The sequence below is a fragment of the Sphingobium sp. JS3065 genome (assembly GCF_026427355.1).
Taxonomy (GTDB): Bacteria; Pseudomonadota; Alphaproteobacteria; order Sphingomonadales; family Sphingomonadaceae; genus Sphingobium.
This window is the reverse complement of the sequence record NZ_CP102665.1, coordinates 41,431-63,353: the sequence shown is the minus strand read 5'-3', so window position 1 is coordinate 63,353 and position 21,923 is coordinate 41,431. Positions and strand designations below refer to the sequence as shown.

The following is a 21,923-nucleotide window of genomic DNA, read 5'->3' as shown; positions in this document are numbered from 1 at the left end:
CAATATTTATCCATCATCCTATATGACTATTACAGCAATTCATGAAATATCGATCGCCCATTGGGAAAGGATGTCCATGGAACTCTCATCGATCTTATGCCGGGTTCAAGCAGCCTATCATCGCCATCGCGCGACCAACGCACCGCTGGAAAATGTCCGCACCGTAGCCGGAAAGGCGGCCAAGGCATGGGAACAGGAGGCGGTGTCCGCCGAACGCCGGGAGGCGCGGCGCGAACGGCGGCGCGCAATGGCCGAAGCGGTTCAGGGTCCGCAAATCTCATAGTGGATCGGCTTGAAAGTGCCGCCATTGGATGCCGGTGCGGAGCAGGCGGTCAGGCCGATGATCAGGTCCATCTCGGCGCGGAATCGAATATGATCTCCCGCCTTGCTGACCGGTGGAAGCACGTGGAGCTTCCCGGATGGATCGATCGGGACATTCATGAAGCAATTGAACGCCACCGGAATATCGTCCGGTTCGATGCCGAAGGGCGCAAGGGCTTCCACAAAATTCCCGAAGCAGCCGCGATGCGGCTCAAGATCGGGGTAAAAGTGCCGGAAAGTATCGACGGAGCAGGGCGTCAGCAGAAAATCATGCCTTCCGACCATGTCCTCGACAATGGTCAGCATGACCCGCGACCGGTTGGAATAAAGGCGATGGCCGGTGGAAAGGCTGACCGTCTCCGCATAGTCCAGCGTGCGGCCCGATGAGAGGACTTCGCAAATGTCGTCCGCGCTATAGGCCAGCAGGTCCGCCACCTGCCCGCCTCTGGGATCGATCACCGTCAGGACAGCATTCTGCGGAAGACGGAATGCCGTGCCGCACCGCTCCGGAATGACGTTGCGCTTCACGATTTGTCGCCATGATATTCGAAGGGCGCCTGCCACCCGTCATCCACCGCCCTGCCGGAATATTGCCGCGCCTCGCTATTTTCGCCGAAGCGTTCCAGCATGGGATTGCGGGATCCCGCCAGCGCCTCGTCGCGGATCATGATTTTCTCGCGCATGCCTTCATATTTGCTGCCGGCGCGAAGCTGCTCGAACTGATCGTGAAGATTGAAGACGAGCGTGGGATGCGAAAAGCGGCGGGCGGGACGGCTTGCATGGGGGTGGAGGCCGACGATGAAATAGGCCTCTCCCCCGAAGCTGAGGGAAAAATGCGGGTTGGCGGGATCGGCGCTTACGCGGTCGTCATAGTCGAGGCCGCGCCAGGCATCCTTGTCGCTCAATGACTGCACTCTTTCCCACAGGGCCTTCTCAAACGCCTTTTCGGTCAGGTCGGTCGGCCCCTCGAATATGGCCGCGAAGCTGCGGTAAAGGCCGGGATCTTCCCGATATTCGCCAGTGAAGCGCAGGAGAGACTCGTGAATGCGAAGATCGTCCCAGGCGCTGTCGATGCTGTCGCATGCAAGGACGGAGAGCTTGCCGCGCGCCACCGCCGCCTTCGCCCCGACGCACGGGAATTCAGGCGCCGTGATATGGGCCTGCAACGCCTGTTCGAGATGGTTTTGAGACCTGTGATGCCAGGGAAACATGGTGATCCTGTTTATGGGTAGGGCCGGGTTGCATGAAGGTAACGCAAGCCACGGGTCCGCGTTGCAGGCGGCTGATTTTAATCAATGACATTTCCGGGCCACATCCCGGCGATGGAGCAGGCAGCCCTGATCCACATCAATATATGGAACCCGGATCGGTTTGTAACGCTTTGTTACCGACCAGAAGATTCAACGACAGGATTATATGGCAACAATGGCAACATCGAGTTCCGCACGCACCGGCGTCGCCGGTCTGGATGAGGTTCTGTCCGGGGGCCTTACCAGAGGCAGGGTATTCCTGCTGGAAGGAAATCCCGGCACGGGCAAGACCACCGTGGCCATGCAGTTCCTGATCGAAGGCGTCGCGCGGAAGGAACGGTGCCTCTATATCACCCTGTCCGAAACGGAAGACGAATTGCGCGAAAGCGCGCATTCGCACGGCTGGGATCTCAACGGCATAGATCTGTTCGAACTGGTCCCGCCGGAAAGCCTGTTGGACGAAAAGCAGCAGCAGAGCCTGCTTTACTCGTCCGACCTTGAACTGGGCGAAACGACGCGCCGCATTTTCGACGCCTTCCACCAGTTGAAGCCGGACCGCGTCGTATTGGACAGCCTTTCCGAAATTCGTTTGCTGGCGCAGAGTTCCCTTCGTTACCGGCGGCAAATTCTGGCGCTCAAGCATTTCTTTTCGACGCAGAACGCCACCGTCCTCATGCTGGACGACCTGACCGCCGACATGGCCGACAAGACCGTGCACAGCGTGGCGCATGGCGTGATCAAGCTGGAGGAACTGGCGCCCGAATATGGGCCGGAACGGCGACGCGCGCGGATCGTCAAATATCGCGGCCGCCGTTTCCGGGGCGGCTATCATGATTTCATCATCGAAACCGGCGGCGTGCGCATCTTCCCCCGGCTGGTGTCCGCCGAACACAAGACCAGTTTTGAGCGGGATGTCGTGAAAAGCGGCTCCGACGAACTCGACGCCCTGCTGGGCGGCGGCCTGGAACGGGGTTCCAGCGTCCTGGTGCTGGGACCGGCCGGCATGGGCAAGTCGCTGCTGATTCTCACCTTCATAGCCGCTGCGGTCGCTCGCGGCGAACGGGCGGCGATGTTCATCTTCGACGAAGAAATCAGCCTGTTCATCAATCGGGCGCTGGGCCTGGGCATCGACATGCAGAAGATGATCGATCAGGGCAGTTTATTGATCGAACAGGTCGATGCAGCCGAACTGTCCCCTGGGGAGTTCTCCCATCGCGTGCGGCATTGTGTCGAAACCCATGGCGTGCGCACGATCGTCGTCGACAGCCTGAACGGATATCAAACTGCGATGCAGGAGGAGAATGCGTTGATCCTTCACATGCATGAGTTGCTGCAATATCTGAACCGGCAAGGCGTGACGACCTTCCTTACCGTCGCCCAGCATGGGCTGGTCGGCGACATGAAGGCGCCCGTCGACGTCACCTATCTCGCCGACACAGTGGTCCTGCTGCGCTATTTCGAAGCGCAGGGCCGCGTTCGCCGGGCGATATCCATCATCAAGAAACGCACCGGCGAACATGAAGACACGATCCGCGAATTCCGGATCGGCAGTTCGGGTATCCGGCTGGGCGAACCGCTCGTGGGCTTCCAGGGCGTGTTACGCGGCGTCCCCACCTTCACGGGCGAAGCCCCCCGGCTGCTGGAAGACGAGCGGAAGTGATCCCCCATCTTTCCGAACGAACCCTGATCCTGGCCCCACTTGGCCGGGACGCGGATATTGCCGCTTCGATCCTGAAGGAAGCGGGTTTGCGCACGGAAATCTGCACTATGGTCGACAGGCTGGTGCAGGGAATGGAGCAAGGCGCGGGGTTCGCCCTGGTCACCGAAGAGTCCCTGTTGACGGCAAACCTCAATCCCCTCTCCGCCTGGCTGAGGAATCAGCCGGAATGGTCTGATTTTCCCTTTGTCCTGTTGACCAAGCGCGGCGGCGGTCTTGAACGCAATCCGGCCGCCAGCCGCTTTCTCGACATGCTGGGCAACGTCACCTTCCTGGAGCGGCCATTTCATCCCACGACCCTCATCAGCCTGGCGCAGTCGGCCCTGCGGGGGCGCCGCCGCCAATATGAGGCGCGGGCGCGCCTGGAAGAATTGCAGGAAGGCGCGGCAAGATATCGATCCCTGTTCGATTCCATCGAGGCGGGCTTTTGCGTTATCGAAATGATCTTCGACGAACAGGATAGGCCGGTCGACTATCGCTTCGTGGAAACCAATCCCGCTTTCGTGCGCCAGACCGGTCTGGCCGATGCGGTCGGCCGGACGATGAAGTCGCTGGTCCCCGGCCATGAAGAACATTGGTTCACCATCTATGGCAAGGTGGCGAAGACGGGCGAAAGCGTTCGGTTCGAAAACGGGGCCGAAGCGCTGGGCGGATATTGGTATGATGTCCACGCCTTCAGGGTGGGGGATGCCGGATTCCGCCGGGTGGCGGTTCTCTTCAACGACATCAGCGAACGCAGGCGTATGGAAGCCGCCCTGCGCGCCAGTGAAGACCGGCTTCGGCGCCTCAACGAAACGCTGGAGGAACGTGTCGCCGAACGATCGCGTGAACTGGAACATGCGCAGCAGGCGTTGCGCCAGTCCCAGAAACTGGAATCCATGGGCCAGTTGACCGGAGGGGTGGCCCATGATTTCAACAATCTGCTGACGCCGATCCTCGGTTCTCTGGACCTGCTCAGCCGCCGGGGCGTCGGAACCGAACGCGAACGCCGGTTGATAGACGGGGCGCTGCAGTCGGCGGATCGTGCCAAGACCCTTGTGCAACGGCTGCTCGCCTTTGCGCGTCGGCAACCGCTGAAGGCCGCGGCGGTCGATCTGGCCCATCTTGTGCGGGAAATGACGGATCTGATCGGCAGTACGGTGGGTCCGCGCATCCAGGTGCAGCTCACCATAGAGGACGGGTTGCCCCTGGCCGAAGCGGACGGCAACCAGATCGAAATGGCGTTGCTCAACCTGGCGGTGAATGCGCGCGACGCCATGCCCGACGGGGGCACGCTTTCGATCGATCTGGACCGGAGGACCGTGACGGAGGGCAATGATCTGGGGCTCGCCGCTGCGGATTATATCCGGCTGAGAGTGTCGGATACAGGTATCGGCATGAACGACGAAACCATAACAAAGGCCATCGAACCCTTCTTCACGACAAAGGGGATCGGGCGGGGAACAGGCCTTGGCCTGTCCATGGTGCACGGTCTGGTGGCGCAACTGGGTGGCGCATTGTCGATTGACAGCATGGTTGGCAAGGGCACCCGCGTCAGCTTGTGGCTGCCCGTCAGCGAACGGCCCCGGACGGTTGCGACGCCCCATATTCGCCTGCACCATTCCCAGCCCGAACATCGTCAGGTTCTGGTCGTCGATGATGAGGAACTGGTGCGGGCCAGCACCGCCGACATGCTGCGCGAGATGGGTTACGACGTCATGGAGGCCAATTCCGCCGAAAAGGCGCTTCTGCTGCTGGCTGAGGGCGTTCATGTCGACGTGCTGGTGACGGATCACCTGATGCCGGGGCTGACGGGCACCGATCTGGCGGAACGGGTGAAGAAAATGAAACCCGATATGCAGATATTGGTCATTTCCGGCTATGCGGAAGGCAAGGGCATCTCCACCGACTTCCCGCACCTGACGAAGCCGTTCAAGCAGGATGACCTTGCCGCATCCCTGGCCTTTATCTGACCGACGCGGACAAGTCCATTTGAAGCAATGTAGTCATCGATGCACGCGAGCAGCAGAATCGCCTGGGTTCGGTCAGTTCCTTCGATGAAGCCGATTCGATTGCTCCCGCCAGTTTCTGACCGCCACATCCCCATCATCTGAGTAGGTGGCGGCTCGTCGCCTATTGATTTGGAAAGTACTCAACGTGGGTTTCGGCGGTGCGCCCGAGGTACAAAGCGCGGCGGCCGGAGAACGACGACACGATATAGCTGGCGCAGCCCGCCATAATCGCCTTCTCGCAGAAGCCCCCCCTAGGTGTAGCCAGGGACCTGCTGCTGTGCTTCCCGGATCGCCGCCTGCATGCGCGCTGTGTCGGACGCCGGTGCGATCGATGCGTCGACCCGGTGGGCCGGTAGCTCGACGCTCTCACCGTTGGGCAGGTAGTAGGTTGCGGTCGCCCGCCGAAAGTCGATCGCGTAACTTTCGAAGCCCGTTTCCATCAACGTTCCCACGATCTGTGGAAAGGTCATGGTGTTTCCCTCGGCTGCCTCAAGGCAGGTCCGGGCCGTGGTTTTCTGTTGTTCATTCATAGCGGCTTCTCCGTGGTAGGACTGGATCGCGTTCAGTCCATCGGGATTGCGGTCATGTTGCCGCGTTGGACCAAGCTCTTCAGGAGACCCCCCAGCGTTTCGCGTTCACAGGTGGTGAGACATTCGAAGAATTCGGCGTCGTTGCGGTCGGCAAGCGCGGCCAGATCCGGCACGAGGGCACTGCCGCGATCCGTGAGCGCAAGCGTTTGTGCCCTTTTCATGGGTAGCAGCAGATGCGGTGTATGGCGTCGGCGACATCGAAGGCGCGCTGCGGCGCGCCTGCAAAGGCTATGTCCTCGGGGTCAAATCCGATCATTACTTCGGCTCCTGGGCGGGGAAACCCATGGTCGCCGGCAAAGCGGAGGAGATCGCTCATGCTCTTGCTCCCGATGCATGGCAGCGCCTCTCCGCGGGCGAAGGCACCAAAGGTGCACGGCTTCATGACTGGGCTTACTGTGAACTCGCCGACCTCGATGCCGACGAATATGATGAAACGAAATCGGGTCTTTGGGCCCGCGGCCTGCTGATCCGCCGCACCATCAGCGATGGCGACCTCGCCTTCTTCACCACATGGTGCCCCGCTGGGACAGCCATCCAGACGCTCGTGTCCGTCGAAGGCCATCGCTGGGCAATCGAAGACAGCTTCGAGACGGCCAAGAATGAGCTTGGCCTCGATCACAACGAAACGCGATCATGGCATGGCTGGCATCGTCACGTCTCGCTCGTGATGCTCGCCTTTGCCATGATGGCGGCAATCCGTTATCGCGCCAACGACGCGACGCCCCCAAAAAGACCGAGAATGCCGACCATCAGGACCTGATCCGCTGGTCGATCCAGGAAGTCCGGAGGATCGCCAACAAGCTTGCCCAGCGTCGTATCCAACCCGCCTACATCATCGCTTGGTCATGCTGGAGACGAGCCCATCAGGCCGCCGCACGACAAGCTCATATCAAATCTAAAATGCAACTGTAATTCTAGGCGATCCCGCCCATCGGCCCAACCCCTGCCTCGGTCCGATCCGCACGGCGCCCTTCTATGCCGTTCGTCTATTTCCCGGCAATATTGGTTCCACGCGGGGTTTGCGCACCGACACGCAGGCGCGGGTCCGGGCAAGCGACGGAACGCCCGTCGAAGGTCTTTAAGCCTGCGGCAACGACATGAACTCGATCCTGGCCGGCACCTACCCTGCTGGCGGCATCACGCTGGGTCCGGCGCTGACCTTTGGGTATATCGCTGGCCTGCATATGGCGGATGTTCAGGATGTGGCATCTGCTCCGCTAGAAACTGGCGTCGACGATCAGCCAAGCGTGATCGACAACGGGCAATAGTCAGAGCATCGTAGAGAAGCTGCCAATTGGCAGCCTTCCCGACGATGCCTGGACTTTACTGCGCGGCGATCTGCACGTCTGCGATGAGCTTCAGCACCTGCTCGGCATGTTCTTTCCGGCATATCAGCAGGTCCGGCAGGTAGACGTCGCTCTGGTTGTAGATTAGCGGCGATCCGTCGATACGCGAACAATGAAGGCCGTGCGCCTGCGCGACAGCGACCGGGGCCATGCTGTCCCATTCATACTGGCCGCCGGAGTGGAGGTAGATGTCGGCCTGGCCCAGAATGACGCCCATGGCCTTGGCCCCGGCACTGCCCATCGGCACCAGTTCCGCGCCCAGCTTCTCGGCCACCGCCACCGCCTCGGCGGCAGGGCGGGTGCGGCTGACGACCATGCGCAGCTTTTCCGGCGCTGCGGGCAGCGGGCGCGGCTGATCGGAGCGCAGCACCACTCCGCCCTCCAGCCCGGGTAAGGCCACCGCGCCGATCGCCGGCTCGCCATCCACGGCCATGCCGACATGGACGGCCCAGTCGGCGCGTTCTTCACCATATTCACGGGTGCCATCGACCGGATCGACAATCCAGACGCGGCTCTTGTCGAGCCGCACCGGATTGTCCTTCTCTTCTTCCGACAGCAGTCCGTCGTCGGCCCTTACCTCGCGCAGCGCGTGGACCAGGAACTGGTTGGCGGTCTGGTCTCCGGCCTTGCCCAGCGCCTTCGCGCTGAACAGGCCGGAGGCGCGGACCTCCACCAATATGCGGCCTGCCACTTGCGCCAGATGCGCTGCGAGATCCGCGTCGCTCATCGCTGCGACATCAGCCGCGCCGCTCAAGGGATCAGCCTTGCGACAATCGCCTCGGCTGCTTCTTCCGCCGTCATCGCCGTGGTGTCGATGCGGATTTCCGGATCCTGCGGGGCTTCATAGGGGCTGTCGATCCCGGTGAAGTTCTTGAGCTCCCCGGTCCTCGCCTTCTTGTAGAGACCCTTCACGTCGCGCGCCTCTGCTTCGGCCAGCGGCGTGTCGATATGCACCTCGACGAACTCGCCCGGCTGCATCATCGAGCGCACCATGTCGCGCTCGGCCCGGAAGGGCGAGATGAAGGCGGAGATGACGATGAGGCCAGCGTCCGTCATCAGCTTCGCCACCTCGCCCACGCGGCGGATATTTTCCACCCGGTCGGCATCGGTGAAGCCCAGATCCTTGTTCAGGCCATGGCGCACATTGTCGCCGTCCAGCAGGAAGGTGTGGCGGTTCATGCGGGCCAGTTTCTTCTCGACCAGGTTGGCGATGGTCGACTTGCCCGCGCCCGAAAGCCCCGTGAACCACAGCACGGCGGGCTTCTGGTTCTTGAGGCCCGCGTGGAACTCGCGGCTGACGTCGGTCGCCTGCCAGTGGACATTCTGCGCCCGGCGCAGCGAGAAGTGCAGCATCCCCGCCGCCACGGTGGCGTTGGTGATCTTGTCGATCAGGATGAAGCCACCAAGCGTCCGGTTCGCCTCATAGGGTTCGAACACGATTTGCTTGTCGGTCGACAGGTTGGCGACGCCGATGGCGTTCAGCTCCAGCGTTTTCGCCGCCAGATGCTCCATCGTGTTGACGTTGACCTGGTATTTCGGGTGCTGCACCGTCGCAGTGACGGTCTGTGTGCCGATCTTGAGCCAATATGGGCGGCCGGGCAGCATCTCCTCATCTGCCATCCACACGATCGTCGCCTCGAACTGGTCGGCCACCTGGGGGGGATTGTCGGCCAAGGCGATGACGTCGCCACGCGAACAGTCGACCTCATCGGCAAAGCAGAGCGTCACCGACTGGCCCGCCACAGCGACGTCCAGGTCGCCGCCCAGGGTCACGATGCGTGTCACAGTGCTGGTCTTGCCCGACGGCAGGACGCGCACCGCGTCGCCCGTACGTACCGTGCCGGTGGCGATCTGGCCGGAAAAACCGCGGAAGTCGAGGTTCGGACGGTTCACCCACTGCACCGCCATGCGGAAGGGCTTTTCGGCGTCGGTGGCGCTGTCGACCTCCACCGTCTCCAGATGTTCGATCAGGGCCGGGCCGGTGTACCATGGGGTATTTTCCGATGGGCCGGTGATGTTGTCGCCCTTGAAGCCGGAAATCGGGATCGGCGTGAAGGCCTTGATGCCGATCGAGTTGGCGAACTCGGTATAATCCTTCAGGATGCCGTCATAGATCGCCTGGTCATAATCAACCAAGTCCATCTTGTTGATAGCCAGCACGATGTTCTTGATGCCGATCAGATGCGCCAGATAGCTGTGGCGGCGGGTCTGCACCAGCACGCCCTTGCGCGCGTCGATCAGGATGACGGCCAGGTCGGCGGTCGAGGCGCCCGTCACCATGTTGCGCGTATATTGTTCGTGCCCCGGCGTATCGGCGACGATGAACTTGCGCTTTTCGGTGTTGAAGAAGCGATAAGCGACGTCAATGGTGATGCCCTGTTCCCGTTCCGCGGCAAGGCCGTCGACCAGCAGGGCGAAGTCGATCTCCTGCCCCTGCGTGCCGACCTTCTTGGAATCCGACTGCAACGCTTCAAGCTGATCCTCGAAGATCATCTTGCTGTCATAGAGCAGGCGGCCGATCAGCGTCGATTTGCCATCGTCCACCGACCCGCAGGTGATGAAGCGCAGCATCGTCTTGTGCTGATGCGTTTCGAGATACTGGTCGATATCCTCCGCGATGAGGGCGTCGGTCTTGTAGATGGGGTCTGCGGTGACTTCAGTCATGATGTCCGTCCCGTCATCCCAGCGAATGCTGGGATCGTTGTGATCTTTGTCGAAGGTTCAGGATACGGCCCGACATCCCGGCTTGCGCGGGGATGTCGGCTTCTGTCAGAAATAGCCTTCCTGCTTCTTCTTCTCCATGCCCGCGCCGCCAGCATCCTTGTCGATGGCGCGGCCCTGCCGTTCGGACGTGGTGGTCAGCAGCGTTTCCTGTATCACCTCCGGCAGCGTCTGCGCGGTGCTTTCGACCGCGCCGGTCAGCGGATAGCAGCCCAAAGTGCGGAACCGGATCGAGCGTTCGACCGGAACCTCGCCCTCGCGCAGCGGGAAACGCTCGTCATCGACCATCAGCAGCATGCCGTCGCGCTCCACGGTCGGGCGCTTGTCGGCGAAATAGAGCGGCACGATCGGCACATTGTTCAGGTGGATATATTGCCAGATGTCCAGCTCGGTCCAGTTGCTGATCGGGAACACGCGGATGCTCTCGCCCTTGTTCTTGCGGGCATTGTAGAGATTCCACAGTTCCGGGCGCTGGTTCTTGGGGTCCCAGCCGTGGGAGGCGGTGCGGAAGGAGAAGATGCGCTCCTTCGCGCGGCTCTTTTCCTCGTCGCGCCGCGCGCCGCCGAAGGCCGCGTCGAAGCCATAGAGATCAAGCGCCTGCTTCAGCCCTTCGGTCTTCCACATATCGGTATGCAGCGCGCCATGGTCGAACGGGTTGATGCCGCGTTCTTTGGCTTCGGGGTTCTGATAGACCAGCAGTTCCATGCCGCTTTCGCGCGCCATGCGGTCGCGCAGGTCGTACATCGCCCTGAACTTCCACGTCGTGTCGACATGCAGCAGCGGGAAGGGCGGGGGCGACGGATAAAATGCCTTGCGCGCAAGATGCAGCATGACCGCTGAATCCTTGCCCACGCTATACAACATCACCGGCTTTTCGGCCTCTGCCACAACCTCTCGCAGGATATGGATGCTCTCAGCCTCCAGGCGTTCGAGATGCGTCAACTTTTTCGAATCGATCATCGTTCATCCCATTTTTATATGCCCCCTTGATGACAAAGTCGCCCTGAGGCATGACCCCCCATTTGGGGGTGCGCTACGGAGATCACCTATGCGATTGGATGACGGCGGGCTGTTGGCAGCACTGCACCGTGGCGTTTTTGAACAGCCGCTCTGGACCGAATTCCTGAGCAAGTTGATGCACATAACGGGATCGCCCTATGTCAGCCTGACGCTCAAGCCATCGGATGAAGGCCGGTTTGTCGAGCTTCATGCAGGCCGTTGGGTCAGCCTTAATCTCGATCAACGGCTCGCCGACAACAATATTGTTGACCGGCCGATGCAGCGGATGCGTGATTCGCGGGTCTACACGCTTGAAGAACTGCTGGACCCGATCAACCGCAATCACGAACGCCTGATCCGCCAGCTCAAGGCTGATCTGGGGATCACTGCCATGCGGTCGGTGCGGGAAACCGAGCCGGCGGGCACCAGCGCCTGGTTGAGCTGCGCGGGCGGGCGGGAGATTGGCTCTGCGGTCGGCTCGATCTTGACGGCCCTGGCGCCGCACCTCGCCATCGCGCTGCATTGCTTTGTCGCGCTGGAGCGAGAGAGGTTCCGGTCTGCCGCGGCGAGCGCGGGAAACAGGCGGCTTAACAGCGGCTGGCTCGCGCTCGACGCGCGCTGCCGGATCGTGGAGATGACGCCCGACCTGGAGCAGCTGTTCCAGCGATCCCCTGTCCTGAATCGCAGTCGCTACGGCCGGTTGACGCCGTCGTCGGCGGTAGCGGACCGGGAGCTTGCCGAACTGGTCAAAAGCTTTGCGGAAAATGGGGTGGGACCGCCCAAATCCATCAACCTCAGCCGCGACCCGCTGGTCGACATATTGGTGCGACCCGTCCACCAACAGGCGGGAGCGGTATCGCAGTCGGCTGTCGCCATCGTCCACGTCAATGGCGATCAATGGTCGGAGGCCGATCGCTGCGGCCAGCTCGTCGAGCTGTTCGGACTCTTGCCCAGCGAAGCGCGCCTCGCATGGGCGATCGCCCAGGGCATGACGATTGCCGAGGCTGCCGATCATCTGCTGCTCAGGCGCGAAACGGCGCGCAGCTATTCCAAGCAGATATACGCGAAGATGGGCGTGAGGGGCCAGGCGGAACTGGTTCGCCAGATATTCCTCAGCACCAGCGTCTAAAAAGCGATTTCAGGTCACATGGACCATCTGACGGCCCGGAGGCGCAGGCCAGCGAAGCTAGATCGCGGCGCTGGTCAGATCTGGCCCGCCATATGCTGGCCCGCAACGAAGCCGAATGTCACCACTGGCCCAAGCGTGAAGCCGCCCGCCGGCGAATTACCGCCGCCCATGGTGTTGAGATCATTGCCTGCGGCATAGAGCCCCGGGATGGGCGCGCCGTCGCGGCCCAAAACCTGCACATTGCCGTTCGCGCGCAATCCGGCCAAGGTGCTGAAATCGCCGGGCAGGATCTTCACTGCGAAGAAAGGCCCCTCCTCCAGCGCGCGCAGACTCGGATTGGGTGTGACAAGCGGGTCGCCGTTACGCTTGACGAGCGCGCTTTCCCCACGGTGGAATTCCGGGTCGACGCCTTCCTTCGCGTTGCGGTTGAAGGTTGCGATCTGCGCTTTCAGCCCCTGCTCGTCGATCCCGCACTTGCGCGCCAGTTCCTCGATCGTTGTCGCCTTGATGACGCTGATCATGCGGGACAGCCCGCGCGATTCTCCCGGCGCGGCATGACCCGTTCAATTCTAGAATGTATGAAGCTGCATCGCCATTGTCATAAGAGCAAGAGGAGGGCCGATGACGCCGTCTTCTATGCGCCCAATGGGGCGGTGATCCGCGGAAAGCCGGCCATCGGCCAATTTTACAACAAATTTCTGAAGTCGATCACGCCGATAAACCGGATCGGCCGCATTTCGCTGGACCGGCAGAGCAATGTCTGCGCTCTGGAGATCGAAACGCGCGTCATCCTCACGCCCGAGGGCAAGTGGAAGCCCGATCCGTCGGGTGATTTCCAGCGGACGGTCGTGGACCTGTTCACCGTCAACACCCAAGGCAAGGTGCAGGAAATGCGCGTCTATCTGGCGCCCATGCCGCTGAAGGCGGACAAATAAGGGGCGCTGACCAGGACGGCGCGATCACCATCATGGCGATCGCGCCGTCATCCTATACCGGCGCGTCGGAAATCATGAACCCCGTCGCGCCCAGCGCCGAGGTTGGCTGCGCATAGCCTTCGCGATCGGTGATCTGCGCGAAATTGTCGCGAATATCCTCCATGTTATGGCCTGGCATGTTCAGGCCCGGCGTCAGTCCGGTGAAGATTTCGCTGATATGGCCCAGCCCCGCCAGAAAGGCACGGCCTGTCGCTTCGCAGTCGCGGTGGGCGAGATAGGCGACCAGCGGCGCGACATATTCCGGCTTCGCCCTGTCATTGAACCAGTTGTTGAAATTCTCGTCGGTCGAAAAGCCCGCGAACAGGCGCGTGGATCCGAGCGGACACAGGGCGTTCACCTTGATGCCAACCGGTTCGCCATCGAGCGCCAGGCATCGCAGCAAGCCGATAACGCCGCCTTTCGCCGCGCCATAATAGGGATTGGACCGCAGCCCGAAAATACCGCCGGACGAGGACGTCAGGATGATCCGCCCCTCACCCGACTTGGCCAGATAGGGCCACGCGGCAGAGACGAGCAGGCCCAGCCCCGACAGCATCAGGCTCAGATATTGCTCGAACAGCTCGGGCGTCAGACTGTCCGGCTCCGCACCGTGCATGGTCCGACCGGCATTGCCGACGACGATATCAACCCCGCCAAAAGCCTCGACCGCGTCGGCAATCAACTGACGCACGCCAACATCCTGCGACACGTCGGAGAAATTGGCGACGGCTTCTCCGCCCCTCTGGCGGATCAGGTCGACAACTTCTTGCGCCGGTCCGGAAGACGGTGCGCTGCCGTCGATCGCGATGCCCAGATCATTGACTACGAGTTTGGCGCCCCGCTCCGCCAGCAGCAACGCCTGTTCGCGGCCCAGCCCACGGCCCGCGCCCGTGATGACGGCGACCTTTCCATCGTACCTCATATCCATCCTGCACCTCCACGGCCCCTACCCTCGTGGCGGGCGGGCATTATGGCTGACGGGTTTGATCCTCCCCGCCCGCCGGAGCAACTCGCAGCTATGCTCTCATCCCTTATGCGCGATCATCACAAGCGCGCGGCGCCGGGGCATGCGACCGAAGTGCATCGGCAGTATGATCCTTTATCTGGTGCGGCGAACTAAGGCTGGCACGCTGCTGCCTGGCTACATTGCTGGTCCTGTCCGATACCGGCAATGCCTGAATGCCTGTCAGTCCTTCCAGCTTTTTTCGGGGAAGCGCACGCTGACAGTCTGCCCCATATCCTCGGCATCCTTGCCAAGCGCGAAGACATAGTCGCCACCCGGCATGGTCCAGCCCTTGCCGTTCCAATCCGCCAGGATGCGCGGATCGACAGTGACGGAAACCTTCTTGCGCGCGCCCGCCGCCAGGCTGACGCGGCTGAAGCCCACCAGTCGTAGCTTGGCCTCGCCGCCGCGGTTCACCAGATATAGCTGCGCCACCTCATCGCCCGCGCGCTTGCCGGTGTTGCGCACGGTGAAGCTGGCATTGAGGCCGGACAGCTTCAGCCCGCTACTCTCGAACGTGGTGTAGCTGAGGCCATAGCCGAACGGGAAAAGCGGCTTCTCGCCCTTGCGCGCAAACCAGCGATAACCGACGTCGGACCCTTCAATGTCGTAATCGGCTGTCAGGCGGGCGCCTTCCGCTGTAGAGGCTCCGATATGCCCCGGCTCGATCCAGTCGCTGCCATCGACGCGCGGGCGCGGCAGTTGGCTTTCGCTTGCCGGGAAGCTGATCGGCAGGCGACCCGAGGGATTGGTTTCGCCAAACAGAACCGATGCGATCGCTTCACCGCCGCGTGCGCCCGGATACCAGGCTTCGACCACGGCAGCCACCTTGTCCAGCCATGGCATCTTCACCGGCCCACCGGTTTCCAGCACGACGATGGTGCGCGGATTGGCCGCCGCGACGGCCGCAATCAAGGCGTCCTGGCCGTAGGGAAGCGACAGGTCGGGAACGTCGAGCCCTTCGGCCATCCACTGCGTTGCAAAGATGATCGCGACCTCAGCCTGGCTCGCCTTCAGCACCGCGTCGCTGACGTAGCGTTCGTCGCGATAGGTGATCTTGGCATCCTTGGCGCGGGCCTTGATCGCGGCAAAGGGACTGGAGCGATGATATTGTTCGGTGATGAACTGCGACCCCTCGCCGAATTTGGGCCGGGAAATCGCCGGTCCGTTGGCGCCCTGCACCTGGCTGGAGCCGGAGCCGGAGAGCACCCCGCCATCCGCATAGCCGCCGATGACCGCGATCGACTTGGCGGTTTTGGCAAGGGGCAGCACGTCACCGCTGTTCTTGAGCAGCACGATCCCTTGCCGCGCGACCTCTTCGGCCACCAGCGCATTTTTCTCGAAATCAATCTTCCCGCCCGGCTGCGTCGGGTTCTTGTCCAAGCCAAAAGCGTACATCGCGGTCAGGACGCGCTTGTTCATGTCGTCAATCCGCGCGGCATAAGCCGGATCGGAGGCGGCCTTTTTCGCCAGCGTGTCACCGAAATAGACCGCCTTGTCGAGTTGCTCGCCCGATTGCCGGTCAAGCCCGTTCATCGCCGCCTCGACGCCCGGCACCGCGCCCCAGTCGGACATGACGAAGCCCTTATAGCCCCAATCCTTCTTCAGCACCGTGTTGAGCAGATAGTCATTGTCGCAGGCGTAATGGCCGTTGACCTTGTTATAGGCGCACATGACCGAACCGGGGTGGCCCATCTCTATGCCGATCTGAAAGGCCAGCAGATCGCTTTCCCGCGCCGCCGCATCGGAGATCTTCACATCCACGAATTTGCGGCCGGTTTCCTGCCCGTTCAACGCCAGATGCTTGATTGTCGAGATGATGTCGTTGGACTGCACCCCGCGGATCGCCGCGCCCGCCAGTACACCCGACAGCAGCGGGTCTTCCGAAAAATATTCGAAGCTGCGGCCGTTGCGCGGATCGCGCATGAGATTAACGCCGCCAGCAAGCAGAAGGTTGAAGCCCTTGGCTCGCGCCTCCGACCCGATCATCGCGCCGCCGCGATAGACAAGGTCGGGGTTCCAGCTCGCCGCCTGCGCAATGGCCGAGGGCAAAGCCGTCGCGCCGTCCTTGCGCCCGCCCTCCAGCCAGGCGATGCCAAGGCTGGCGTCCGTTTCCCGCAAGGGCGGCGTGCCCAGGCGCTTGATGCCGGGCGTATAGCCCGCGCCAAAAATGGCATCGTCGGGAAATTTGATGCCCGTTTTGTGTATGTCGATCGGCATGATGGAGTGGGTGAGGATCGTCTTTTCCTCGGGCCGCATCTGCTTGACGGTCGCTTCCGCGCGGGCCTCGGCGGCTGCGAGCGGATCGGCGGCATTTTCCTTCGCCAAAATGGGTTGGGCCAGCAGGACAGCGGCTATCCCGGTAGTCAGCAGAAGCGCTCTAGACATGACAATCCTTCAGAAAAGCCTCCGGGAGGGGGCAATCGCCACCACCGGAGCCGTGTGCGGGCAGGCGCCCCTTGCGTTTAACGGCAGGCGTCGAGCGCCTCGCGCGCGAGACGGGCCAACCGTGGGAAGGATTCGGCCCGTTGCGTCGCGCTGGCGCTCGCCGCCGTTCCCCTGATAACGCGCCCTTTGATACCATGGAAGATGGCAGCAAGCCGAAAGAGACTGAAAGCTATGGCAAAATCATATTCCCGCTGGGTGGTGGCGCGGCCCGTCCGGCGGCAATAGGCCTCCAGATAAGCCTGTTCGCCGGGAATGTTGAGCGCGGCCAAATCCGCACCCTGAAGCCCCGCGACAATGTCCGGCGGCATGCGATACATCATCGCATGATTGGCGAAATCAGCTAGCGGATGGCCCAGCGTCGACAACTCCCAGTCCAGCACCGCCAATACCCGGGGTTCTGTGGGGTGGAAGATCATGTTGTCGCACCGATAGTCGCCATGGACGATCGCCGCCTCGTCATTGTCCGGAATGGCTGTCGGCAGCCATTCGACCAGCTTGTCCATGTCGGGGTCCCGGCCCGCCAGATCATCGGCCAGATATTGTTTTGACCAGCGGTCGATCTGCCGCGCGAAATAATTGCCGGGCTTGCCATAGTCGCCAAGGCCGATCGTCACGGGATCGAAGCTGTGCAGGCTCGCCAGCGTCTCGTTCATCGCGTCGAAATAGAGCGGCCGCTCCTCTCGCGGAACGTCGGGGAAGGTCGCGTCCCAGAAAATGCGCCCTTCCACCATGTCCATGACGAAGAACCATGTGCCAATGACAGAGTCGTCCGTGCACAGGCCAAATACCCGCGCGACCGGGAAGCCGGCCTGACCCAGCGCGGTCAGCACCCGCGCCTCGCGGTCGACAGCATGGGCGCCCGGCAGCAACTGGCCCGGCGGCTTGCGGCGCAGCACATATTTGCGGTTCGGCGTGACCAGCTGATAGGTCGGGTTGGACTGGCCGCCCTTGAACTGGCGCACCGACAGCGGCCCCTGATAGCCCTCCACATTCTCCTGCATCCACCGCGCCACCGCAGCCTCGTCAAAGGCATAGCCTTCGCGCACGGGATCGGTGCCCGAATTGGCCTGGATCAGGTCAATCGGCGTTTCGCTCTTGCTCATGCCTGCGCCGCCTTCCAGTCGCGCTTGATCTTCTTGGCAAGGCTCCATTTATGGACCTCGGTCGGGCCGTCATAGATGCGGAAGGCGCGGATCTCGCGATAAACCTGCTCCACGATGGTCCGGTCGGTGACGCCGGTGCCGCCCATCACCTGGACGCAGCGGTCGGCGACGCGCTGCAAAGCCTCCGACACCGCGACCTTCGCCATCGAACTTTCGGCCGTGCCCAGCGATCCGGTGTCGAGAACGCCCGCGCACCAGTCGATCATCAGCTCGCACTGTTGTAGGTCGATCAGATTTTCCGCGAGCATGAAGCCCACGCCTTCATGATCAATCAGCGCCTTGCCGAAGGCCTGACGGCGATTAGCGTAATCGGTCGCGATTTCATTCGCGCGAATGCATGCGCCCAGCCAGCGCATGCAATGCGACAGGCGCGCGGGCGACAAGCGGATCTGCGCATATTTGAACCCTTCGCCCGCTTCACCCAGCATCTGGTCAGCCGGCACGCGCAAGCCTTCGATCGTCAACGTCGCATGCCCCCCCGGCATGGAGGTGTCGATCGTGTTCGGAATATCGTCGATGCGGATCGCATCATCCGGCAGGTCGACTAGGAACATGCAGGCGCCACCGCCATGATCGACGCCTTCCGCCTTGGCCATGACGATGCCGACCTTCGCCCCCAGACAGCCGGTGATGAAGGTCTTGCGTCCGTCTATCACCCAATGATCGCCGTCCTTGCGGCAGACGGTCTTCATCATCGACGGATCAGACCCGGCACCGCCCCATTCGGCAGGCTCAGTCATGAAGAAGGCCGACCGGGCGCGCCCTTCGATCAGCGGCTTCAAAAAGCGCTCCTTGATCTGCGGACTGCCCACCTTGCCCAGCAAATACATATTGCCTTCATCGGGCGCGTTGGTGTTGCAGGCGAGCGGGCCCAGCGGCGACAGGCCCGAACGGATCAGCACCGTCGCCGTTTCCTGCTGCGTAAGGTGCCCGCCATCGGGCAGGACATGTGGGGTCAGCACACCCGCCTCCCGCGCCTTTTCGCGCATCTCGAACACCAGCTCATCGGTCGGCGCGCCATGATGGTCGCGGCGCGGATCCTGCTCATAGGGCGCTATCACCTCGCGAACAAAGGCTTCAACGCGGGCGGCGATTTTCTGGGCGCGGGTCGTGGTCATAGCTGTATCCGTAATGCAGGGGGTTTGGGTGATCGGTCCCGGCCGTCAGTCGATGTCGAAGCGGTCGCGCATCCGGCGCGCCCAGTCCGACAGCCGCTCCAGGGCGATGCCGTGGCTGTTCGCCTTTTCGGTGTCGACCTTATAGCCCTCCACATTGGCCCATTCCTGGCTTTCGGTCAGTCCGGGCGGATTGCCCATCTTGACCGCTTCCTCTCCAGAGAAATGCTGCGCCGTCACCGGCTTGCCGGTCGCGCCGGACACGGCCTGGGCTATTTCGCTCATCGTCAACGCCTCTGCGGCCAGGTCGATTTCCTGCCGGTCGAAACGCGCCGGGTCCGCAAAGGCGGCAGCGGCGAAGCGGCCGACGTCCGCGGCAGCGATGAAATGCAGGCGGGTGTCCGGGGCAAAGGCCGTCTCGAACGTCGCGCGCGATTTCAGCCCCGGATACATCCAGTAGCTTCTGGGCGCGACCAGATTGTCCATCATGAGCGCAGGCTTCAGGATCACCCAATGCGGGAAACCCGCCGCCCTGACCGCCTGGTTGGCCGCATCCTTGCTCAGCCAATAATCAGGCCACCAGCGCCGCTCGGCCCAGCCCACGAAGCTTTCATGATCGCCCGCACGCGCGACGGAGGTATGAACGAAAATCTCCACCCCGTTGTTGCGCGCGGCGTCGACCAGCTTGCGGGCCGTGCGCGCCTCGCGCTCCAGATCGTCCATTGCGGGCGGCATCTGCACAGAAAAGACGCCATAGGCGCCCTTCACACCCCGCTCCAGGCTTTCGCTGTCGTCGAAATCCCCCTGGATCAGCTCCACACCGCGGGCGGCCAGCGCCTGCGCGGCTGCCGACGAAGGATCGCGGACCAACGCCCGCAGCGTGAATTCGCCGCCCTCAAGCGCGTCGATCACCGCGCCGCCCTGCGCGCCGGTCGCACCGGCCACGAAAAGGATCTTCTTGTCAGTCACGCTCATTCTCCTTCAGGCGACGTAACGGATGGTCTGGCCGCCATCGACGGCGAGGGTCTGACCGTTCACATAATTTCCGGCCGCGCTCGCAAGCGCGACGACCATGCCGGCGATCTCATCGGGTTCGCCCGGTCGGCCGACGGTGGAGCGGGCCAGTTCCTTGCGCAGCTCTTCTTCATCTTCCAGCAGGCCGCGCGCCATGTCGGTGCGCACCAATCCCGGCGAAACCGTGTTCGCGCGTACCCCGGCTTCCCCGAACTCCACCGCGATGTTGCGGATATACTGCATCGCCAGCGACTTGCTGAGCGTATAGCTATGATAGAGGCCGGAGCCGAAATGGGCGGCGATGGAGCCAATGTTGATGATCCGGCCCCACCCCTGTTCCGCCATGCCGGGAAGCAGGCGCTGCGCCAGGCGATGGAGGGCGCGGAAATTGCCGTCCATCGTCTTTTCCAACACCGCGTCGGACATGTCAGCGCTCGGCCCGAAATGGATGTGCAGCCCGGCATTGGCGACCAGTATGTCGACGCGGCCAAAGGCGCTCTGCGCCTGCGCCACGATATTCTCCAGCTCCTCGGCACGGGTGATATTGCCCGCCACGCCGATCGCGCGACCGCCATCGCGGGCGTTGATGACGCTGGCAACCTCTTCGGCCACGTCCGCCTTCCGCCCGCAGATCACGACATTGGCGCCATGCTGCGCAAGCCGCTCCGAAATGGCCCGGCCGATCCCCCGGCTGCCCCCGGTGACAAGGGCGGTATGGCCCGCTAGGTCGAAAAGTGTGCCCGAAAACTGGCTCATCGCTCATACATCCCAACATCCTGCCGCGGGTGCGCGCACGCACGCCCCGGGGCTGTGATCAATCACCGGTTCTTAGCCGTCGTATGCGAGCGAGGCGAGGCATCGGCCAACTCATCGCATTTGCGAAAGCACCACAGCGCAAATCCGTCCATTGCGCGAGCGTGCGGACATCTGCATCGCGTTTGTGATCAGGCGACGGCGCGCCTTGCCTGACAGCCCCAATCTGCGAACTGAGGAAATGGAAAGAGGCGCGTCCCAGCCCTGTTCCGCTGCCAGGCGGATCGACGGACAGCGGCTTTGAAGAAAGGCGATTACATGGCTCAAGCACAGCCGCCCATGCGCACGCGGGTAACGGAAATATTGGGGACGGACTATCCCATCGTCCAGGGCGGGATGATGTGGTACGGGCGCGCCGAACTGGCCGCGGCGGTTTCCAATGCGGGCGGGCTCGGCATACTCACCGCGCTCACCCAGCCGACGCCCGATGATCTGGCGAAGGAAATTCGGCGCGCGCGGGAAATGACCGACCGGCCCTTCGGCGTCAACCTGACGGTCCTGCCGTCCATCAACCCGCCCCCCTATGCCGAATATCTGGAAGCGGCGCTTGAAAATGGCGTGCGCATCATCGAGACCGCAGGCAGCTCTCCGCGCACCTACCTGCCCCGGATCAAGAGCGTGGGCGCCAAGGTGCTGCACAAATGCACATCGGTGCGCCATGCGCTTTCGGCGCAGAATGACGGCGTCGACATCGTCTCGATCGACGGCTTTGAATGCGCCGGTCATCCGGGCGAGGACCATGTCGGCGGACTCGTGCTGATCCCGGCCGCCGCCGCCGCGCTTTCGATCCCGATCATCGCTTCGGGCGGCATCGGCGACGGACGCGGGCTGGCCGCGGCGCTGATGCTGGGCGCGGACGGCGTGAACATGGGCACCCGCTTCTGCGCCACCGCCGAAGCCCCGGTGCATTCCGCGATCAAGGAGGCCATGGTCGCAGCCAGCGAGCGCGACACCTCCGTCGTCTTCCGCAGCTATCGCAATTCCGCGCGCGTGCTCACCAACGAAATTTCGCGTCAGGTCCTGACGGCTGAGGCGGGCAGCGCGCCGTTCGAGGAAATCCGGCATCTCGTCTCCGGCGCCAGAGGCAAGGCCGTTCTGGAAAGCGGCGAATTTGACGACGCGCTCGTTTGGGGTGGGCAGGTCGTCGGCCTGATCAACGACGTTCCCACCTGTGCCGACCTCATCCAGCGGATCGTCACCGAATGTCGCGAGCGGCTGCGCCTCGGGGCTGAGTTTGCGATGCCGGCGACGGATTTCGCCGCCGGCTGACGGCAGGACATAGAAGCAGATCATGTCTGCGATCACCGCTCGTCTTGTGTTGCCGCTCGC

Annotated in this window: 22 protein-coding genes and 1 pseudogene; 9 read left to right on the top strand and 14 right to left on the bottom strand. The window is 62.5% G+C overall.

Annotation, left to right across the window (positions count from 1 at the left end; genetic code table 11):
• Positions 1 to 76: 76 nt before the first annotated feature.
• Positions 77 to 283 (top strand): hypothetical protein, encoded by a 207-nt coding sequence (locus tag NUH86_RS17755; RefSeq protein WP_267252650.1) that lies wholly within the window; start codon positions 77 to 79, stop codon positions 281 to 283.
• Here the strand turns inward: NUH86_RS17755 and NUH86_RS17750 are convergent.
• Positions 262 to 849 (bottom strand): urea carboxylase-associated family protein, encoded by a 588-nt coding sequence (locus NUH86_RS17750; RefSeq protein ID WP_267252649.1) that lies wholly within the window; start codon positions 847 to 849, stop codon positions 262 to 264. The two genes, NUH86_RS17755 and NUH86_RS17750, sit on opposite strands and share 22 nt — an antisense overlap.
• Positions 846 to 1,532: a guanitoxin biosynthesis heme-dependent pre-guanitoxin N-hydroxylase GntA gene (gntA, locus tag NUH86_RS17745; RefSeq protein ID WP_267252648.1), complete on the bottom strand. Its 687-nt coding sequence runs from the start codon at positions 1,530 to 1,532 to the stop codon at positions 846 to 848. The genes NUH86_RS17750 and gntA overlap by 4 nt, the downstream gene beginning before the upstream one ends.
• Positions 1,533 to 1,746: 214 nt before the next feature.
• On the opposite strand from gntA, the gene NUH86_RS17740 reads away from it, so the two are divergent.
• Positions 1,747 to 3,231, top strand: coding sequence for an ATPase domain-containing protein (locus NUH86_RS17740; RefSeq protein ID WP_267252647.1), 1,485 nt, complete (start codon positions 1,747 to 1,749; stop codon positions 3,229 to 3,231).
• Positions 3,228 to 5,240: an ATP-binding protein gene (locus NUH86_RS17735; protein ID WP_267252646.1), complete on the top strand. Its 2,013-nt coding sequence runs from the start codon at positions 3,228 to 3,230 to the stop codon at positions 5,238 to 5,240. Before NUH86_RS17740 ends, NUH86_RS17735 begins: the two co-directional genes overlap by 4 nt.
• 290 nt (positions 5,241 to 5,530) lie before the next feature.
• Here NUH86_RS17735 and NUH86_RS17730 read toward each other — a convergent pair whose 3' ends face one another.
• A complete protein-coding gene (locus tag NUH86_RS17730; protein ID WP_267252645.1) occupies positions 5,531 to 5,809 on the bottom strand; it encodes a hypothetical protein in 279 nt (92 codons plus the stop codon).
• A 32-nt stretch (positions 5,810 to 5,841) separates the two neighbouring features.
• On the bottom strand, positions 5,842 to 6,030 hold the full coding sequence (locus tag NUH86_RS17725; RefSeq protein ID WP_267252644.1) for a hypothetical protein: 189 nt from the start codon (positions 6,028 to 6,030) through the stop codon (positions 5,842 to 5,844).
• On the opposite strand from NUH86_RS17725, the pseudogene NUH86_RS17720 reads away from it, so the two are divergent.
• The 3 genes and pseudogenes from NUH86_RS17720 to NUH86_RS17715 form a co-directional block, all read left to right on the top strand.
• Positions 6,012 to 6,629: pseudogene (locus NUH86_RS17720) on the top strand (IS701 family transposase); the annotation flags it as partial. The gene NUH86_RS17725 and the pseudogene NUH86_RS17720 overlap by 19 nt on opposite strands.
• Positions 6,630 to 6,780: 151 nt before the next feature.
• The gene (locus tag NUH86_RS24865) at positions 6,781 to 6,951 is read left to right on the top strand and encodes an FAD-binding protein (protein ID WP_416365391.1); all 171 of its coding nucleotides are present in this window, start codon (positions 6,781 to 6,783) and stop codon (positions 6,949 to 6,951) included.
• 15 nt (positions 6,952 to 6,966) lie between these two features.
• A complete protein-coding gene (locus NUH86_RS17715; RefSeq protein ID WP_267252643.1) occupies positions 6,967 to 7,137 on the top strand; it encodes a hypothetical protein in 171 nt (56 codons plus the stop codon).
• A 55-nt stretch (positions 7,138 to 7,192) separates the two neighbouring features.
• Here NUH86_RS17715 and NUH86_RS17710 read toward each other — a convergent pair whose 3' ends face one another.
• The 3 genes from NUH86_RS17710 to cysD form a co-directional block, all read right to left on the bottom strand.
• Positions 7,193 to 7,942 (bottom strand): 3'(2'),5'-bisphosphate nucleotidase CysQ, encoded by a 750-nt coding sequence (locus tag NUH86_RS17710; protein WP_267253034.1) that lies wholly within the window; start codon positions 7,940 to 7,942, stop codon positions 7,193 to 7,195.
• A 23-nt stretch (positions 7,943 to 7,965) separates the two neighbouring features.
• The gene (gene cysN / locus NUH86_RS17705; RefSeq protein ID WP_267252642.1) at positions 7,966 to 9,879 is read right to left on the bottom strand and encodes a sulfate adenylyltransferase subunit CysN; all 1,914 of its coding nucleotides are present in this window, start codon (positions 9,877 to 9,879) and stop codon (positions 7,966 to 7,968) included.
• A gap of 105 nt (positions 9,880 to 9,984) precedes the next feature.
• Positions 9,985 to 10,896, bottom strand: a complete 912-nt coding sequence (cysD, locus tag NUH86_RS17700) for a sulfate adenylyltransferase subunit CysD (protein ID WP_267252641.1) — start codon at positions 10,894 to 10,896, stop codon at positions 9,985 to 9,987.
• Positions 10,897 to 10,984: 88 nt separating this feature from the next.
• On the opposite strand from cysD, the gene NUH86_RS17695 reads away from it, so the two are divergent.
• Positions 10,985 to 12,064 (top strand): helix-turn-helix transcriptional regulator, encoded by a 1,080-nt coding sequence (locus NUH86_RS17695; RefSeq protein ID WP_267252640.1) that lies wholly within the window; start codon positions 10,985 to 10,987, stop codon positions 12,062 to 12,064.
• Positions 12,065 to 12,138: 74 nt separating this feature from the next.
• Here NUH86_RS17695 and NUH86_RS17690 read toward each other — a convergent pair whose 3' ends face one another.
• The gene (locus NUH86_RS17690; RefSeq protein WP_267252639.1) at positions 12,139 to 12,585 is read right to left on the bottom strand and encodes an FAD-binding protein; all 447 of its coding nucleotides are present in this window, start codon (positions 12,583 to 12,585) and stop codon (positions 12,139 to 12,141) included.
• 57 nt (positions 12,586 to 12,642) lie between these two features.
• On the opposite strand from NUH86_RS17690, the gene NUH86_RS17685 reads away from it, so the two are divergent.
• Entirely contained in the window at positions 12,643 to 12,999 is a 357-nt protein-coding gene (locus NUH86_RS17685; protein ID WP_267252638.1) for a hypothetical protein, read from the top strand.
• A gap of 52 nt (positions 13,000 to 13,051) precedes the next feature.
• On the opposite strand, the gene NUH86_RS17680 is transcribed toward NUH86_RS17685, so the two are convergent.
• From NUH86_RS17680 to NUH86_RS17655, 6 genes are all read right to left on the bottom strand, one after another.
• Positions 13,052 to 13,960 (bottom strand): SDR family NAD(P)-dependent oxidoreductase, encoded by a 909-nt coding sequence (locus tag NUH86_RS17680; RefSeq protein ID WP_267252637.1) that lies wholly within the window; start codon positions 13,958 to 13,960, stop codon positions 13,052 to 13,054.
• 264 nt (positions 13,961 to 14,224) lie between these two features.
• Positions 14,225 to 16,429, bottom strand: a complete 2,205-nt coding sequence (locus NUH86_RS17675) for a beta-glucosidase family protein (RefSeq protein ID WP_267252636.1) — start codon at positions 16,427 to 16,429, stop codon at positions 14,225 to 14,227.
• 77 nt (positions 16,430 to 16,506) lie between these two features.
• Positions 16,507 to 17,592 (bottom strand): phosphotransferase, encoded by a 1,086-nt coding sequence (locus NUH86_RS17670; protein ID WP_267252635.1) that lies wholly within the window; start codon positions 17,590 to 17,592, stop codon positions 16,507 to 16,509.
• On the bottom strand, positions 17,589 to 18,770 hold the full coding sequence (locus NUH86_RS17665; protein WP_267252634.1) for an acyl-CoA dehydrogenase family protein: 1,182 nt from the start codon (positions 18,768 to 18,770) through the stop codon (positions 17,589 to 17,591). The genes NUH86_RS17670 and NUH86_RS17665 overlap by 4 nt, the downstream gene beginning before the upstream one ends.
• 45 nt (positions 18,771 to 18,815) lie before the next feature.
• A complete protein-coding gene (locus NUH86_RS17660; RefSeq protein WP_267252633.1) occupies positions 18,816 to 19,736 on the bottom strand; it encodes an NmrA family NAD(P)-binding protein in 921 nt (306 codons plus the stop codon).
• Positions 19,737 to 19,748: 12 nt separating this feature from the next.
• Complete coding sequence (locus NUH86_RS17655; protein WP_267252632.1) at positions 19,749 to 20,537, bottom strand: SDR family NAD(P)-dependent oxidoreductase; 789 nt, start codon at positions 20,535 to 20,537, stop codon at positions 19,749 to 19,751.
• Positions 20,538 to 20,852: 315 nt separating this feature from the next.
• Between NUH86_RS17655 and NUH86_RS17650 the strand changes: the two genes are divergently transcribed.
• Complete coding sequence (locus tag NUH86_RS17650) at positions 20,853 to 21,863, top strand: NAD(P)H-dependent flavin oxidoreductase (protein WP_267252631.1); 1,011 nt, start codon at positions 20,853 to 20,855, stop codon at positions 21,861 to 21,863.
• Positions 21,864 to 21,923 lie beyond the last annotated feature (60 nt).

Coding starts and splice junctions, on each gene's coding strand:
- NUH86_RS17755 (WP_267252650.1), top strand. CDS start 77: ATGGAACTCTCATCGATCTTATGCCGGGTTCAAGCAGCCTATCATCGC.
- gntA (WP_267252648.1), bottom strand. CDS start 1,532: ATGTTTCCCTGGCATCACAGGTCTCAAAACCATCTCGAACAGGCGTTG.
- NUH86_RS17740 (WP_267252647.1), top strand. CDS start 1,747: ATGGCAACATCGAGTTCCGCACGCACCGGCGTCGCCGGTCTGGATGAG.
- NUH86_RS17730 (WP_267252645.1), bottom strand. CDS start 5,809: ATGAATGAACAACAGAAAACCACGGCCCGGACCTGCCTTGAGGCAGCC.
- NUH86_RS17725 (WP_267252644.1), bottom strand. CDS start 6,030: ATGAAAAGGGCACAAACGCTTGCGCTCACGGATCGCGGCAGTGCCCTC.
- NUH86_RS17715 (WP_267252643.1), top strand. CDS start 6,967: ATGAACTCGATCCTGGCCGGCACCTACCCTGCTGGCGGCATCACGCTG.
- NUH86_RS17710 (WP_267253034.1), bottom strand. CDS start 7,942: ATGAGCGACGCGGATCTCGCAGCGCATCTGGCGCAAGTGGCAGGCCGC.
- cysN (WP_267252642.1), bottom strand. CDS start 9,879: ATGACTGAAGTCACCGCAGACCCCATCTACAAGACCGACGCCCTCATC.
- cysD (WP_267252641.1), bottom strand. CDS start 10,896: ATGATCGATTCGAAAAAGTTGACGCATCTCGAACGCCTGGAGGCTGAG.
- NUH86_RS17695 (WP_267252640.1), top strand. CDS start 10,985: ATGCGATTGGATGACGGCGGGCTGTTGGCAGCACTGCACCGTGGCGTT.
- NUH86_RS17690 (WP_267252639.1), bottom strand. CDS start 12,585: ATGATCAGCGTCATCAAGGCGACAACGATCGAGGAACTGGCGCGCAAG.
- NUH86_RS17685 (WP_267252638.1), top strand. CDS start 12,643: ATGAAGCTGCATCGCCATTGTCATAAGAGCAAGAGGAGGGCCGATGAC.
- NUH86_RS17680 (WP_267252637.1), bottom strand. CDS start 13,960: ATGAGGTACGATGGAAAGGTCGCCGTCATCACGGGCGCGGGCCGTGGG.
- NUH86_RS17675 (WP_267252636.1), bottom strand. CDS start 16,429: ATGTCTAGAGCGCTTCTGCTGACTACCGGGATAGCCGCTGTCCTGCTG.
- NUH86_RS17670 (WP_267252635.1), bottom strand. CDS start 17,592: ATGAGCAAGAGCGAAACGCCGATTGACCTGATCCAGGCCAATTCGGGC.
- NUH86_RS17665 (WP_267252634.1), bottom strand. CDS start 18,770: ATGACCACGACCCGCGCCCAGAAAATCGCCGCCCGCGTTGAAGCCTTT.
- NUH86_RS17655 (WP_267252632.1), bottom strand. CDS start 20,537: ATGAGCCAGTTTTCGGGCACACTTTTCGACCTAGCGGGCCATACCGCC.
- NUH86_RS17650 (WP_267252631.1), top strand. CDS start 20,853: ATGGCTCAAGCACAGCCGCCCATGCGCACGCGGGTAACGGAAATATTG.